At 71.0% G+C, this 14632-nt stretch carries 14 protein-coding genes; 2 read left to right on the top strand and 12 right to left on the bottom strand.

Annotated features, from left to right (window positions below):
- Nucleotides 1-58: 58 nt before the first annotated feature.
- On the bottom strand, nucleotides 59-616 hold the full coding sequence (locus tag NAG42_RS18710; protein ID WP_250031651.1) for a TetR/AcrR family transcriptional regulator: 558 nt from the start codon (nucleotides 614-616) through the stop codon (nucleotides 59-61).
- A 70-nt stretch (nucleotides 617-686) separates the two neighbouring features.
- Here NAG42_RS18710 and NAG42_RS18705 point away from each other — a divergent pair, with 70 nt between their 5' ends.
- The gene (locus NAG42_RS18705) at nucleotides 687-1433 is read left to right on the top strand and encodes a dienelactone hydrolase family protein (protein ID WP_250031650.1); all 747 of its coding nucleotides are present in this window, start codon (nucleotides 687-689) and stop codon (nucleotides 1431-1433) included.
- Here NAG42_RS18705 and NAG42_RS18700 read toward each other — a convergent pair.
- The 10 genes from NAG42_RS18700 to NAG42_RS18655 all read right to left on the bottom strand — a co-directional run bounded on the left by NAG42_RS18700 (nucleotide 1430) and on the right by NAG42_RS18655 (nucleotide 13075).
- Complete coding sequence (locus NAG42_RS18700) at nucleotides 1430-1780, bottom strand: hypothetical protein (protein ID WP_250031649.1); 351 nt, start codon at nucleotides 1778-1780, stop codon at nucleotides 1430-1432. The genes NAG42_RS18705 and NAG42_RS18700 overlap by 4 nt on opposite strands.
- Nucleotides 1781-1791: 11 nt before the next feature.
- Entirely contained in the window at nucleotides 1792-2823 is a 1032-nt protein-coding gene (locus NAG42_RS18695) for a UDP-N-acetylglucosamine 2-epimerase (RefSeq protein ID WP_250031648.1), read from the bottom strand.
- A 210-nt stretch (nucleotides 2824-3033) separates the two neighbouring features.
- A complete protein-coding gene (locus tag NAG42_RS18690; RefSeq protein WP_250031647.1) occupies nucleotides 3034-4143 on the bottom strand; it encodes a hypothetical protein in 1110 nt (369 codons plus the stop codon).
- 108 nt (nucleotides 4144-4251) lie between these two features.
- Nucleotides 4252-4878 carry a GTP-binding protein gene (locus NAG42_RS18685; protein ID WP_250031646.1) on the bottom strand — a complete coding sequence of 209 codons (627 nt, stop codon included), beginning with the start codon at nucleotides 4876-4878 and terminating at the stop codon, nucleotides 4252-4254.
- Entirely contained in the window at nucleotides 4856-5317 is a 462-nt protein-coding gene (locus NAG42_RS18680) for a DUF742 domain-containing protein (RefSeq protein ID WP_250031645.1), read from the bottom strand. The genes NAG42_RS18685 and NAG42_RS18680 overlap by 23 nt, the downstream gene beginning before the upstream one ends.
- The gene (locus NAG42_RS18675; protein WP_127498838.1) at nucleotides 5314-5784 is read right to left on the bottom strand and encodes a roadblock/LC7 domain-containing protein; all 471 of its coding nucleotides are present in this window, start codon (nucleotides 5782-5784) and stop codon (nucleotides 5314-5316) included. Before NAG42_RS18675 ends, NAG42_RS18680 begins: the two co-directional genes overlap by 4 nt.
- Nucleotides 5781-8705, bottom strand: a complete 2925-nt coding sequence (locus NAG42_RS18670; protein ID WP_250031644.1) for a sensor histidine kinase — start codon at nucleotides 8703-8705, stop codon at nucleotides 5781-5783. The genes NAG42_RS18675 and NAG42_RS18670 overlap by 4 nt, the downstream gene beginning before the upstream one ends.
- Nucleotides 8692-9699, bottom strand: a complete 1008-nt coding sequence (locus tag NAG42_RS18665) for a hypothetical protein (protein ID WP_250032124.1) — start codon at nucleotides 9697-9699, stop codon at nucleotides 8692-8694. Before NAG42_RS18665 ends, NAG42_RS18670 begins: the two co-directional genes overlap by 14 nt.
- A gap of 627 nt (nucleotides 9700-10326) precedes the next feature.
- A complete protein-coding gene (locus NAG42_RS18660) occupies nucleotides 10327-11997 on the bottom strand; it encodes a DUF885 domain-containing protein (RefSeq protein ID WP_250031643.1) in 1671 nt (556 codons plus the stop codon).
- 19 nt (nucleotides 11998-12016) lie between these two features.
- Nucleotides 12017-13075 carry a PHP domain-containing protein gene (locus tag NAG42_RS18655; RefSeq protein WP_250031642.1) on the bottom strand — a complete coding sequence of 353 codons (1059 nt, stop codon included), beginning with the start codon at nucleotides 13073-13075 and terminating at the stop codon, nucleotides 12017-12019.
- 40 nt (nucleotides 13076-13115) lie between these two features.
- On the opposite strand from NAG42_RS18655, the gene mtnA reads away from it, so the two are divergent.
- The gene (mtnA, locus tag NAG42_RS18650) at nucleotides 13116-14078 is read left to right on the top strand and encodes an S-methyl-5-thioribose-1-phosphate isomerase (protein ID WP_250031641.1); all 963 of its coding nucleotides are present in this window, start codon (nucleotides 13116-13118) and stop codon (nucleotides 14076-14078) included.
- Here mtnA and NAG42_RS18645 read toward each other — a convergent pair.
- Nucleotides 14050-14625 (bottom strand): DinB family protein, encoded by a 576-nt coding sequence (locus tag NAG42_RS18645; RefSeq protein WP_250031640.1) that lies wholly within the window; start codon nucleotides 14623-14625, stop codon nucleotides 14050-14052. The two genes, mtnA and NAG42_RS18645, sit on opposite strands and share 29 nt — an antisense overlap.
- Nucleotides 14626-14632: the final 7 nt, after the last annotated feature.

Here is a 14632-nt window from a genome sequence, read left to right as displayed (position 1 = left end):
AGCCGAGTGTCGGCCGCAGCGCGTTAAACGGTCCTTAAACAGCTTTAAATATCGATGATCAATCAACCGCGAGTCCGTCGAGCACCAGCGTGAGCTGACGGCGCCAGGCGCTGGGGTCGGCCGAGCTGCGGAGCACACCGGCGTTGGCCCGCATCAGCAGGCTGATGTCCTGCCGGGTGAAGTCGGCCCGCAGCCGGCCCGCGGCCTGAGCTCGCCGGATCACCTGGGAGGCGCTGCGCTGAGCGCTCGCGAGCAGGCCGGCCAGCCGCTCGTCCTCCTCGAAACCGCTGGTCACCAGGAGTTCGGACAGCCCGCGGTCGGTCGCCTGGACCTCGAAGAGCCGGGTCAGGTAGGTCACGAAGGCGGCCCACGGGTCGGGTTCGGCCAGCGCGGTCTCGGCCAGTTCGACGTACCCGGTCATCTGCCCCGCGAAGACCTCGGCGATCAGATCGCGGCGGGTCGGGAAGCGCCGGTACAACGTGGCGTTGCCGACCCCGGCCCGGCGGGCGATCTCGTCGAGCGAGGCGTCGAGGCCGTGCTCGCCGAAGACCTCGCGGGCGGCGGCGAGCAGCGCGACCCGGTTACGCTGCGCGTCGGCGCGCAGTCGATCTGCCATGGATGACAGGGTACGACTAGACCGGGGATGATTCCCCGGTTGGTGCTACGGTCGCTGCCGGAGGTGCGGCATGCAGACGAACACCGTGCAGATTTCCACCGCGGACGGCACTGCGGATTCCTACTTCGTGCGGCCGGCCGGCGACGGGCCGTTCCCGGGTGTGCTGCTGTTCATGGACGCGTTCGGGCTGCGCCCGCGGATCGCCGAGATGGCCGAGCGGATCGCCGAGCGGGGTTACGCGGTGCTCGCGCCGAACATCCTCTACCGCGGCGGTGCGTCCCCGCTGATCCAGCCGGAGGAGCTCACCGACGCCGACAAGCGGGGCGCCGCCTTCGGCCGGCTGATGCCGCTGATCCAGGGGCTGACCGCCGACCGGGTGGCGGCCGACTCGCAGTCCTATCTCGACTTCTTCCACGCCCAGGCCGGCGTGGCCGACGGGCCGGTCGTGGCCGTCGGCTACTGCATGGGCGGCATGAACGCGCTGCGGGCGATCGAGGCGCACCCCGACCGGATCAAGGCGCTGGCGAGCTTCCACGCCGGGCGGGTCGTGACCGATCAGCCGGACAGCCCGCACCTGCGGGTCGGCGTGATCACCGGCGAGCTCTACTTCGCGCACGCCGACAACGACCAGTCGATGACCCCCGACCAGATCAAGACACTCGAGTCGGCCCTCGACGAGGCCGGCGTGACCTACACGTCCGAGGTCTACGCGGGAGCGCCGCACGGCTTCACGATGTCGGACACGTCGATGTACGACCGCGAGGCCGAGCAGCGCCACTGGGTCAACCTCTTCGCGCTGCTCGACCGCGTGCGCTAATTGGCGTAGAGCCCGGGGAAGAACCGGTCGGTGGCGGTCACGTCGTAGACCTGGCGCACCTCGGTGATCCGGCCGCCGGCCACGGTCAGGAACTCGATCATTCGTACCGTGCCGAACGGCGCCTCGAGGTCGTAGACGAGCGCGGCGCCGTCGGCCGCCCGGGTCTCGCCGACCACGGTCACCGTGTCGGCGAAGGCGGCGATCCGGTGCAGCACCTGCACCAGCTCCTCGTCGTCGACCGGCGAGTCCAGGTTCCACTCGATCTCGGCGTCCGGTGCGAGCATCTGCCGCACCGCGACCCGGTCGTCGCTCGTCCACGACTTGGTCCAGAAACCGACGACGTCCATGACGCTCTCCTTCATCGGGCCACTCCGGCCGTGGGCTGGGCGGGCATCGGGTCGGGGAACTGCCCATGGCCGAGCAGGGCCGCCACGGCCTGCGCGACGCGATAGGCGGCGAGACCGTCGCCGTACGGGTTGCCGGAGAGCGCCATCGAGTCGCGGCGCACCCGGGTCTCCAGCAGCCCGGCCACCTCACTGGAGATCGCGGCCGGGTCGGGTTCGACCAGGCGGGCACTGCCGGCGTGCAGGGCCTCGGCATGCCGGGCCTCCGAGCCGATCATCAGCACCGGGCAGTAGGCGGCCAGCGCCTCCTCGACCAGGTCCTCGTCGTCGGTCACCACGAGGTAGGCCTGAGCCAGCAGGGTGGCGAACTCGAGACCGGGCGCGAAGTCGGCCGCCCGGACAACCTCCAGGTCGGGGTAGCGACCGGCGAGATAGCGCAGCGCCGGGCCGATGGCCGCGGCCCGCTCGGCCGGCACGCCCAGCACGATCGTGCGGTGACCCCGCGGCGGCGCGGCGATCGTCCTGGCCGCGAGCAGCTGCGCCGCGTCCTGGGCGGTGCCGCCGGTCAGCAGCGTGTCGCCGGCGACCACCCGCTCGTCCAGCAGGTTCATCGCGGCCAGCGGGGTCGCGGCCAGGTGCACGGTGGTGACCTGGGCCAGCAGGCGTCGCTGGGCGTCCAGGGCCGACGCCGAGCCGAGCTCGCCCGAGCGGCGACCGGCGTCGATGGTCAGGATCGGGACGCGTCGCCAGAAAGCCGCCAGCGCCGGTGCGAGCCCGTCCCGCACGATGACGGCGCCCGGCGTCCGGACGGCCCAGAGGTCGTCGAAGCGGCGCATCGTCTCGGTGTGGCCGTCACCGGACGGCAGCGTGATCCGCGGGGTGATCCCGAAGGCCGTGAGGGCCTGACCGACTGCGTCCGGGTGGGTGCCGGTGGCGATCGGGACGGGAGCGAGCCGGCCCTGCTCGCGCATGGCGAGGGCGACGGGAGCGAGCCGTACGGCCTCGGCCACCGTTCCGGCGACCAGGTGAACTTCGGGCAGCGACATCGAGGACTCCGAGGCGTACGCAGGTGGGCCGCGAAACCGGTCAAGGTCACGCGCCGTAGTGGGGAACGCCTTGGAAGTTAATTCAGTTACACAGCGTGATACAAGGTCCTGAGTGGTGATCTGGCCGAAAGGGCTAACCCAGACATCTCAGCCGGGCTTTTCGGGCGGAAACCGACCAGTCGCTCAGCGACGGCCGACATCACGCTGCGTTCAACCACGGGGCTGATCGAGCAGTGACGGATCGTCGCGCAGCAGCGCGGCCAAGCGGCGGGCGGCCATCTCGGTCTCCTCCGGCCGCTCGACCTGCAACGGGATCGGCTGGGGAAGCGGCGTCAGCATGCTGCGCTGCTCAGGCACCGAGACGCCGCGCTCGGCCGCGGACGGCTCGGCCGGTGGCCGATGCTGCTCGGGACGGATGCGCCGGGTCGGGCCGGCCGAGTCCTCCTGCGTCGGCACGGCCGGGCGCGGCGGTGTCGATTGCGGCGCCACGGCCGGGCGCGGCGGTGTTGACTGCGGCGGCACCGGCGGCGGGGGCGTGGCCGCGAACGGATGCGGCGGATACTCCGGGCCCGGCTGCCCGCTGGTCGCCATGCCGAGGTCACGCAGGCGGGCGCCCAGATCGCGCGACGACTCACCCGGGTCGTGCGCGGGATAACGCGGATCACCCGAGTCGGGCGTGGAATGGCGCGCGTCGGTCGAGTCGTGCGCGGGATGGCGCGCGTCGGTCGAGTCGTGCGCGGGATGGCGCGCGTCGGTCGAGTCGTGCGCGGGATGGCGCGGATCGGCCCGGTCGTGCGTGGGCCGGTGCGCGTCGGTGTCGAATGAGCCGTACCGTCGCTCGGCAGTGTCGGAGTCGGCGTAGTAGCCCTGGTCGGAGGCCGGCGGCGCGGACGTGTGACCGAAGGTGGCCGGGCCGAAGCGATCCTGATCGTCCTGGCTCAGCCGCCGGGTGTCGCCGCCCGGCTCCGGCGGGGCGGGCGAATAGGGCGCGGCCGAATAGGGACGCTCGCCGGTGTCGTCGGCGTCGAGGTCGAAGTCGGCGTGCCGGGGGCCGGTGGGCTCGGGTGACAGGGCGGCCGCGCTCTCGGCGTTGACCTGGACCTGGCCCTCGGCGAGATAGAAGTGCAGCAGAAGGGGGTCGCCGGCGCCCTCGACGCCCACGCTCACGCCCAGCTCCGGATGGCGCGCGACAACCGCCGCGACCGCCTCGACCAGCTCGGTCACAGCCGCCGGGGTGCCGGGTGTCTCCCCCGTGGCTCGTCGGCGCAGCTCGTCACGGCGCGCGAGCTTGTCGAGAGCGTCATCCAATCCGCCTCGCACGTGACCGTCCTTCCGTAGCGGGTCTCGCCGTTTACCACTCTGCCCGCTCGGAGGCTGATTTGGGAACCTCGATCTCAGCGACCCACCGCACACCCGTCGTCAGAGGGACTACGACTTCTGCCGGATCGCCTTGTCGAGCGCCTGATCCAGGACGACGAGGAGGGCGTCCCGCACCGACCCGCGGAAACGGGCGTCGAAGGAGAGCACGGGCACGTCCTCGCGGATGGCCAGGGCCCAGCGCACTTCGTCCAGGCTGTAGCTCATCTGCCCGTTGAAGGTGTTGACACCGACGACGAACGGAAGCCCGGCGCGCTCGAAGTAGTCGACCGCGGGATAGCAGTCGTCGATCCGGTTGGTGTCGACCACGACCAGCGCGCCGAGGGCGCCTTTGATCAGGTCGTCCCACATGAAGGCGAAGCGCGATTGTCCCGGCGTGCCGAAGATGTAGAGCTTCAGCGTCTGGTCGATCGTCAGCACGCCGAAGTCCATCGCGATGGTCGTCGTCGTCTTCATCGTGGCCTGGCCCGGATTGTCGATGCCGACCGAGGCCGAGGTCATTTCGGCCTCGGTGGTCAGCGGAGAGATCTCCGAGATGGCGCCGACGGTGGTGGTCTTGCCGACGCCGAAGCCGCCCGCCACGATGATCTTGACCGGGACCGGCGCCTTCTTCGGACGGCCGCCGCTGCTCACGGCGGCGGTGCCGACGACGCGGTCAGGTGATTGCTCGAAGTCCACGGATCACTCGCATGATGGTCTCGGGGTCGGGGGTCTCGTTGTTCAGCACGTGGACGTCCAGTTGGCCGGCGGCTCGCAGGTCGCCGACCAGGATGCGCGTGACGCCGAGATGCAGGCGCAGCCGGGCGGAGATCTCCGCCACGGAGACGGGCTCGAAACAGAGTCCGACGATGGCCCGCATCTCGGGTGAGAGACGTACCGGACCAGCGCCGGGGCTGGCGGTCACCTGTGTTTCCATCCCGATGTCGGGGTCGGCGCCGTCGGTGCGCCCGGACGTGATGACGAACGGGCGCAGAGCAGTGGTCTGCTCGGTGGCCGGCGGTTGCTCGTCCGTGTGCGTGGGACGGTAGCCGCCGGCCGGGAGCGGGCCGGACTGCAGGAAGGGTCGGACACTCGGCCGAGCCGGGTGTGCCGGGTCGTCGGGGTCCGGATAGGTCATTGCTGAACGGCGTTCTTCAACTCGGCGATCAGGCGCGGGCTCAGGGCGCCACCGGCCCGGGTGGCGAAGAGCGTCATCTCGTACGCCAGCGTGCCCAGGTTGGCCGAGCGATCGGCGATGACCCCGAGCACCGATCCGGCACTGATCGCCGTGACCAGCAGGTATCCGTCGGCCATGTCGATGATGACGCGGTTGAGCGAGCCCAGTCGATACCAGCTCGCGGCGCCGCCGGCCAGGCTGGTCAGACCCGAGACGACCGCGGCCAGGCGCTCCGCGTTGGGCCTGTCCTTGATCGCTGACATCGCCATCAGCAGACCGTCGGACGAAACCGCGATGGCCTCGATCACGCCGGCCGTGCCGGAGGTGAAGGAGTCGAGCAGCCAGTTGAAGGTCTTGGCCTCGGCGCTCAGCTGGGACTGAGCGTAGTCGCGGCCGTTGCCGGTGTCGGTGCTGTAGGGGGAAGTCATCGCGGTTGTCCCTCGGGTTGTGGCTTCGTTTCGTTCAGCGCGAGTGCGACTCCGTACTCGAACTGTTCCATCAGGGCTCGGGCCTCGTCCGGGTCCAGGGGCAGGCTCGGGGAAGCCGGCGGCGGGTAGTTCGGCTCGTCCCGCGGCAGGGTGGCCCCCGGCACCCGCCGGGCCAGCGGCGCGTGCCCGGCCGACGGCGGCGAGGACATCTGGGTCTCGGCCACGTCCCACTGCGCGCGGCTGACCCCGGCCTCGAAGTCGTCGAACGCGGCCCTCGCGGCGACCGCGTCGTCCTGGGACGGCGGACGCGCGGGGAGCGGCCGGACACCCTCCTCCGGCAGTTGGCTGCCCGGCACCCGGCGGCGCAGCGGCCCGGTGTTACCCAGGCTGGGCTGCGACGTCTCGGCCGGTCGGGGCTCGGAAGCCGACGGCGGCTGGTACGCCTGAGGGGCGTACCGGTAGTCCTCTTCGTTCGTCCGCTGCCGTGGGATGGCCGGCATGGCCGGCGGCGGCTCGACGGCCGGCTGCGACCAGGCGACCGGCGCCGGCGTGTCGTCGACCGGCTGTGACCAGGTGGTCTGCGGCGGCGTCGACGGCTGCTGGTGCCAGGCACCCGGGCCCGCGGCGGGCAGCTCGGGCATCGCCGCCGGGACCCGGCCGGCGACCGGCGCGTTGAGGTCGTAATCCGGCGTGACGACCGGCTGCTGGTAGGCCACCGGCTCCTGGTAACCCGAGGGCTGCTGGAATCCGGTGGGCTGCTGCCAGGCCGGGCCGGGCGAATAGACCGGCTCGGCGTCGTAGACCGGCTGGCCCGCGTACGCCTCGGCCGGGTGCCCGGTCACCTGCGCGGTCGCCTTGATCGGGGCGAACGCGTTCCACGACTGTCCGGTCTCCAGGGTCGCGGTGGCCCGGTGGAGCACGTTGGCGTCGAACGGTTGCTGGCTGCCGGGGACCGAGGCGCGCGCCGCCGATCCCGCGATGACCTGGGCGAACTCGGAGGTGAGGTAGCCGTTCTGAGCCGGCGGGACCACCGAGGGGAACGGCGGGACGTCGGGCGCGGTCGTGCTGAGGACCCGGGCGATCAGGTGCGACGGGTTCAGGTCGACCCACGCGGTGATGCCGCCACCCGGCGTCTCGGTCAGGGTGACCTCGATGCCGTGCCGGCGGGCGAGCCGGCCGACCACGAACAGACCGAGCACCTCACTGGGGGCGAGGTCGAGCCGCTCACGGCGGGTGAGTCGCGCGTTCTCCTCGGCCAGCCGCTCGGGCGGCATGCCCAGGCCCTGGTCGACGATGGCCAGGCGGGCCCCGCCGCGCAGCTCGTTGGCGGTGACCACGACGCGGGTGTGCGGCGGCGAGAACGCGGTCGCGTTCTCCATCAGCTCGGCCAGCAGCAGGGTCAGGTCGGCCAGGACGGCCGGGACGGCCACGATCTCCTCGGGGACGTCCACGTCGACCCGGGTGTAGTCCTCGATCTCACCGAGGGCGAGACGGACGACGTCCTGCAGCGGCAGCGGAGCCATGTGCTCGTCGGCCCCGGTGGCCCCGGACAGCACGACCAGGCTGGACGCGTTCCGGCGCAGACGGCTGGACATGTGGTCGAGGCGGTACAGCTCGCCGAGGCGGTCGCTGTCGGTCTCGCGCCGCTCCAGATTGTCGATCAGCGCCAGCTGGCGGCCGACCAGGTTCTGGGTACGGCGGCCGACGTGCGCGAACATCTGGGCGGTGTTACGCCGGCCGAGCACCTGCCGTTCCACCAGCCGGACGGCGGTGGTCTGCACCCGGTCGAACGCGCGGGCCAGGTCACCGATCTCGTCCTGGGCCTCGACGTCGACCGGGTCGAGGCGGATCGGGCGGACCGATTCGGCGTCGTCGTCGGCCACCCGCTCGAGCTCCGCCTCGGCGGCGCGGGCGATCCGGTCGGCCGAGGTGGTGAGGCGGCGCAGCGGCCGGGCCACCGCGCGGGCCATGAACAGGCTCAGGCCGACCACCAGGAACAGCAGCAGCAACGAGCCGCCACCGATGAGGACGGCGTCACGGATGGCGTTGTCGCGGTTGTTGGTCACGATCGCGTCCACGTCCGCGGCGACGCGCTTCTCGACGAAGCCGCCGAGGACGAGCACGGACTGCAGCGACGGGAACAGGGTCTGAATCTGCAGCTGGCCGATGGCGGTGGCCGGGTCGGTCGCGGCCAGCTGAAGGAACTGCGGGCCCACCCGGGCCGAGAACGCGTCCTGGGCGCCGAGGTAGAGCTTGTACTGGCTCCCGGTGAAGAAGGACTCGGCGTTCGCGATGATCTGCTGCAGCTGGATCAGCGACTGCGAGAACAGGCCGATGAAGCCCGGCTGCTTGGTGACCACGGCCGAGGTCAGGAAGCCGGACGCCTGACTGATCAGGTCGTCACTGCGCAGCGCCTGCTCGAGGGCGAAGAGCTGCCGGCCGACACCGGTCTTGAGGTCGGCGTTCGACGAGAGCGCGAGCCCGTTGATGATCGGCGTGATGCGGGTGGTGAAGTCGGTGACCAGGATGTTCGGCAGGATCGCCCGGTTGAGCACGTTCTGCCGGGTGTTGTCGAGCCGGCCGGCGTTGCGCAGGGCCCGGGTGAGCTCCCGCGAGACGGCGTCGCTGCCGTCGTCCACGCGGGCCACGGCGTCGCGGGCGGCGGCACTCTGCACGACCAGGTCGGCCTGGCCGACCAGGCCGAACAGGAAACCGACGGACAGCAGGCGCTCCTCCTGGAGCTCCTGCACGGCCGTGCCGACCCGGCCGGCCAGCGCCACCGTGTTCGAGGTGTTCTGCGCGTCCGTGGCGGCCTGGACGCGGTTGACGATGATCGGAACGCTCAGCGCCACGACGCCGAGCAGCGGCACGAGCACCAGCAGGGCGAGCTTGCCCAGGATGCGGAACTTACCGAACAGCACCGGACCGCTCCCGCCGTGTCGGGTCGAGGTCGCCGTAGCCCGGCGCCTGGTTGTACGGGTTGCCCGGGTTGCCGTACGGGCCCACCGGACCGGGCGCGGGGCCCGTACGGTCGAGGGCGCCGCGGGTGGACTCGCCGGCGCCGGCCGGACGCTCCGGGGTGGCCTCGGCCTCGCGGCGCCGGTTGACGGCGGGCCAGATCAGCGCGCCCAGCACCAGCAACAGGGCCAGCGCGGCCATGATGATCGCCTCGGTGCGGCGGTAGTCGATCGAGTCGAGCCGGTTGTCGAGCAGCCGGTCCATCTCGCGCAACGTGATGCCGGACAGGTTGCTCAGCGCCAGCTGCAGGGTCGACTGCGCGGTCGACATGGTGGCCGCGTTCGGCGTGCCGCCGGGGTTGGCGCCGCGGTTCATCGCCTCGACGCCACGGCGGAACGAGTCGAGCGCGCTCACCAGGCTGCCGCTGAGCGTGTCGCTCTCGGTGTTGTCGACGGCCGCCTGCAGGTTCTCGGTCAGCTGCTTGACCGAATCCTGCACACTGAGCACCTCGTAGGCGAACTGCGCCTGCACCTGGGCCCGGCTGGCGGCGGGCAGACCCTGCAGGAGGTTGGCGTAATCGCCCATCCGGTTCACCCCCGTCACCGTGCTCGGCATGTCGACCGCCACGGCCTGCTGCAGGTTGGAGATGTCGCCGTCGGGGTCGCGGTTGAGCTGGGCGTTGCGCCGGACGGCGGCATACAGCGCCAGGGTCAGGTCGCTCGCCTCGACGTGCGCGTTGAGGATGTTGACCGGGCCGGTGACCTTGGGCAGCTTGGAGATCTTGTCCTTGAGGTCGGCCCAGCGGGGCTTGGTGCGCAGGTCGTCGCCGAGCTTGGCGTCGACCGCGGACACCCGGGTCACGGCCGCGGCCAGTGACTCCGGCGGCTCGCTGACGCCCTGGATGCCGGTCGACTGCGACTCGGCGAGAGCGCTCACCAGCGGGGTCAGGGCGGTCATGTACTCCACGCCCTGTTTCTCCAGCTGAGTGCTGTCGCGCTTGTCAGAGTTGTCGGTCCAGACTCGACCGAACAGGACCGCTGTCGGCACAAGGACCAAGACCGTCAAAATCACCGCGAGTGCGGAGCCTAAACGGGTTCGCCGGCTGTTCATTGCTTTCGTCCTCCGCCATGCACACGCGATGAGCCGTAATGGTGGCTACTTTCCGTAGCCGTCAGGCGCACGGATCCGGGCCAATCTATCCGAGAAAACCTCAAGGAACCCCTTTCCAAGGGCCAGATCTGTCTCGGCTGATCGGGGGATACAAGGTGCCGTCGTCGTCGTTGTAACGAGCGTTCAGTTCCGTTACCGAGGTCGGAAGCCCCAGCCCACGCCGGTTGCGGCGAAGGCGAGAAAGACATCGCGGCGATGGTAACGGCAGAGTGGCCGCACGAGAAGCCACAAGATCCAGGAACATTGACCGATAAGACCGGTATCAATTAAGCGAAAAGTAGTCAGGCGATTGCTGTGAGCAATCGCCTGACTAAAAGTGCTGGACCGGTCACTGTTTTCCGGTCCCGCTTCGGGCCTGCTGGGGCTTTCCCGGGGCATTTGCCCGGCGCGAACCGGGGAAAAGCCCGAAACGGCTCAGATGCGGGCAAGTGCCTTACGAAGGGGGTCCAGGCCGAGCGAACCCAGGTTCAGAGCGTCCCGGTGGAACGTTTTCAAATCGAAATCGGCGCCCTTGCGCTGCCGGGTCTCCTCCCGCGCCTGCAGCCAGATGCGCTCGCCGATCTTGTACGACGGCGCCTGCCCCGGCCACCCCAGGTAACGCTTCCACTCGAAGCGCAGCGTCTTCTCCTCCATGCGGGTGTGTGCCCGCAGGAAGTCCCAGCCCAGCTCCGGCGTCCAGCGCTCGCCGGGGTGGAAGCCGAACGGGTTGTCGCGGGGGATCTCCAGCTCCAGGTGCATGCCGATGTCGACGATGACCCGGGTCGCCCGCAGCGCCTGGCCGTCGAGCATGCCCAGCCGGTCGCCCGGGTCGGCGAGATAACCGAGCTCGTCCATCAGGCGCTCGGCATAGAGGGCCCAGCCCTCGCCGTGCCCCGAGCTCCAGCAGAGCAGGCGCTGCCAGCGGTTGAGCGTGTCGGCCCGCAGCAGCGTCTGGCTGATCTGCAGGTGATGACCGGGCACGCCCTCGTGATAGACGGTCGTGACCTCACGCCAGGTGGAGAACTCGGTGACCCCCTCGGGCACGGCCCACCACATGCGGCCGGGACGGCTGAAGTCCTCGCTCGGGCCGGTGTAATAGATGCTGCCGTCGCTGGTCGGCGTGAGGCAGCACTCGATCGTGCGGGCCGGCGGCTCGATGTCGAAGTGGGTGCCGTTCAGCTCGGTGATGGCCTTGTCGGCGAGCGACTGCATCCAGTCCCGGAACGCCTCCTTGCCCGGGATCAGGCGGGCCGGGTCGGCGTCGAGCGCGGCCACCGCCTCGTCGATCGAGGCGCCCGAGCCGGCGATGGCGGCCGATGTCGCCCGCATCTCCTGCTCGATGCGGAACAGCTCGGCGAAACCCCACTCGTACGTCTCCTGCAGGTCGACCTTCGCTCCGAGGAAATACTGCGAGGCCAGCTCGTACCGCTCCCGGCCGGCCGCCTCCTTGTCGCGGCCGCGCGGGGCCAGGTCACGGCGCAGGAACTCGGCGAAGTCGGCGGTGGCGGCGGTGGCCGCCTCGGCGCCGCGGGTCAGCTCGGCGGCCAGCGCCCCCTCGGCCTCGAGCCGGCCGGCCAGCCCGCGGTAGAAGTCGTCGCGGTCGGGATCGGTCCAGGCGTCGCACTGCTCGGCGACGGCCAGCATCTGCGCGCGAGCACTGATCCGGCCGGCGTCGGCTTCCTCGAGCAGGGTGCGCTTGTATTGCTCGAGCGCGTGCGGCAGGTCGTTGAGCCGGGCCGAGATGTTGGCGACCGCCTCCTCGCCCTCGGCCGGCATCACGTCGAAGACGCCCCGCAGCGCGTGCAACCCGCTGCTGATCACGCTGATCTCGCTCCGGCTGACACCGGCCTCGTCGCGGGCCAGCTCGAGGCCGACCCGCTCCATCATCGCGTCCTTGGCGACCGCCTCGGCCTCGTGCTCCGGGTCGATCACATCGAGCTCGTTGAGCGTCCGGCGGGCCAGCTCGGTCTGAGCGTCGAAGCCCTCGGGCGTGAAATCGTCGGTCTTGCCGTCGTGCCCGGCGATGCCCACATAGGTGGCACCGATCGGGCTCAGCTCGGCCCACTCGGTGACATAGCGGTCGGCGAGGTCATCAATTCGTCCCACGGAACGACCCTACGGCCTTTCACTTGTGCCCGGCGGTCCACTCCAGCAAGCGCTCCATCGACCAGCTGTTGACCACCCTTTCCGGTGGCACGCCGCAGAGGGCGGCTCGCTCGCAGCCGTACCGGAGCCAATCGAGCTGGCCCGGGGCGTGCGCGTCGGTGTCGATGGTGAACAGGCAGCCGGCTTCGACCGCGACGGTCAGCATGCGCTTGGGCGGGTCGAGCCGGTCGGGCCGCGAGTTGATCTCGATGGCCTTGCCGTGCTCGACGCAGGCGGCGATCACCTTGTCGAGGTCGAACGTGCTCGGCGGGCGGGTGTGTCCCTTGCGGTGACCGCGGTCGCCCGCGCCCTCGGCCGCCACCTTGCGCCCGGTCATGTGGCCCAGGATGTCCAGGTGCGGGTTGGCCAGCGCGTTCACCATCCGCTTGGTCATCCGTGGCGACTCGTCGCGCAGCTTGCTGTGCACCGAGCCGACCACCACGTCGAGCCGGGCCAGCAGCTCGTCCTCCTGGTCGAGCGAGCCGTCGTCCAGGATGTCGACCTCGATGCCGGTGAGAATGCGGAAACCGTCGGGCAACGCGTCGTTGAGCTTGGCCACGTAGTCGAGCTGGCGGCGCAGCCGGGCCGGGGGCAGGCCGCGGGCGACGGTCAGCCGGGGCGAATGGTCGGTCAGCACCAGATATTCGTGCCCCAGCTCGACCGCGGCCAGGGCCATCTCCTCGATCGGTGAGCCGCCGTCCGACCAGTCCGAGTGGGCGTGACAGTCGCCGCGCAGTGCCTCGCGCAGCTTGCGGGCCGCGCCCTGCAGGTCGGTGCCCTCGGTGCTCTCGAGCCGGCGCAGATAGACCGGCTCCTCCCCGGCCAGCGACTCGGCGATGCAGCGGGCGGTGACGTCGCCGACGCCCGCCAGCTCGCCCAGCGTGCCGGCCCGGGCGCGCTCGTTGAGCTCGGTCACGGGCAGCGCGGCGACGGTCTTGGCGGCCGAGCGGAACGAGCGCACCCGATAGGTCGACTCGTTCGCCCGCTCCAGCAGAAAGGCGATGCGCCGCAGGTCGGCCACCGGATCACGAGACGCCATGCCGCCAGCTTAGGGCGTGCCGCTGGCTACCATCGCGGGCATGCGGACGATCGACTGGGTGGACGACGCAATCGAGATCATCGATCAGACGGCGTTGCCCGGGGAGCTGAGGATTCTGCGCCTGCACACCGTGGGCGAGCTGGTCGCGGCGATCCAGTCGCTGGCCGTCCGGGGAGCTCCGGCCCTCGGGGTGGCGGGTGCCTTCGGGGTGGCGCTGGCCGCCCGGGTGCACGCCGACGACCCGCAGGCGCTGGCCCTGGCCGTGCGGCGGGTCGAGACGGCCCGGCCGACGGCGGTCAACCTGGCTCGCGGTGCCCGGCGGGCCGCCGCCCTCCTGCCGCGCGGTCCGCAAGCCGTGCTCGAGGAGGCCTGCCGCGTGCGCGACGAGGAGATCGCCGCCTCCGACGCCATGGCCGCGCGCGGTGCCGACCTGCTGGTCGAGCTCTGCGGCGGCCCTCCGCGGCTGCTCACCCACTGCAACACCGGCGGGCTGGCCGCGGTGACTGTCGGCACGGCCCTCGGCGTCGTGCACGAGCTGCACCAGCGCGGCCGGCTGGCCGGCGTGATCGCCAGCGAGACCCGGCCGCTGCTCCAGGGCGCGCGGCTCACCTCGTGGGAGCTGTCCCGGTGGGGCATCGAGCACCGGGTGGCGGTCGACTCGGCCGGGCCGTTCCTGATGGCCCGGGGTGAGGTCGACGCGGTGATCCTGGGAGCCGACCGGATCTGCGCCAACGGCGACGTGATCAACAAGATCGGGACGTACGCCCACGCACTCGGTGCCCGCCGGGCCGGGATCCCGTTCGTCGTGGTGGCCCCCGAATCGACGATCGACCTGGACACGCCGCACGGCGGCGCGGTGCCGATCGAGGATCGCGGCTCGGCCGAGGTCACGTCGTGGGCCGACGCGGTGAACCCGGCCTTCGACGTGACCCCGCACGACCTGGTGACGGCCGTCGTGACCGATCAGCGGGTGATCACCGACTGGCCGGCGTCCACGGCTTGAGCCAGTCGGTCTCGGGCCAGCCCTCGGCGGCGGCCATCAACGGGTACGCCGTGGCGCCGTCCACCGTCTCGCGGATGACGTCGGCGTGGCCGGTGTGCCGCGCCGTCTCCTGAATCAGGTGCAGCAGGATCCAGCGCAGCGTCCAGTGCGTCATGTCCTTGCTGTTCCACGGCACCGAGTGGTCGATCTCGACGCGGTGCCCGAGGTCGTTCAGCTCGGTCACGGTCTGCTCGGTCCGCGCGGCGACCCGGTCGTAACGGGCCAGCACGTCGTCGATGGTCTCGCCTTCGGCCAGCCGGAAGTTGTCGGCGTAGGCCTGGTAGTCGAGAACCTGCGGCTCGTCGCGCACCTGAGAGATCCAGCCGGCCTCGGTCGAGCAGCAGTGCTTGATGAGGCCGCCGACACTCAGCTCACTGGCCGCCGGGGTGGCCCGGAGCTGCTCGTCGGTGAGGCCGTAGGCGGTCAGCCGCAGCACGTATCGCATCTGGGCGAGATAGGCGAGAAGGCCTTGCTGTTCGTTGTCGATGGCGCCGACCTGACCGGGCATTGCGGGC

This window comes from Paractinoplanes maris (assembly GCF_023544465.1).
Taxonomy (GTDB): domain Bacteria; phylum Actinomycetota; class Actinomycetes; order Mycobacteriales; family Micromonosporaceae; genus Actinoplanes; species Actinoplanes maris.
This window is presented reverse-complemented; position numbering and strand designations above follow the sequence as displayed.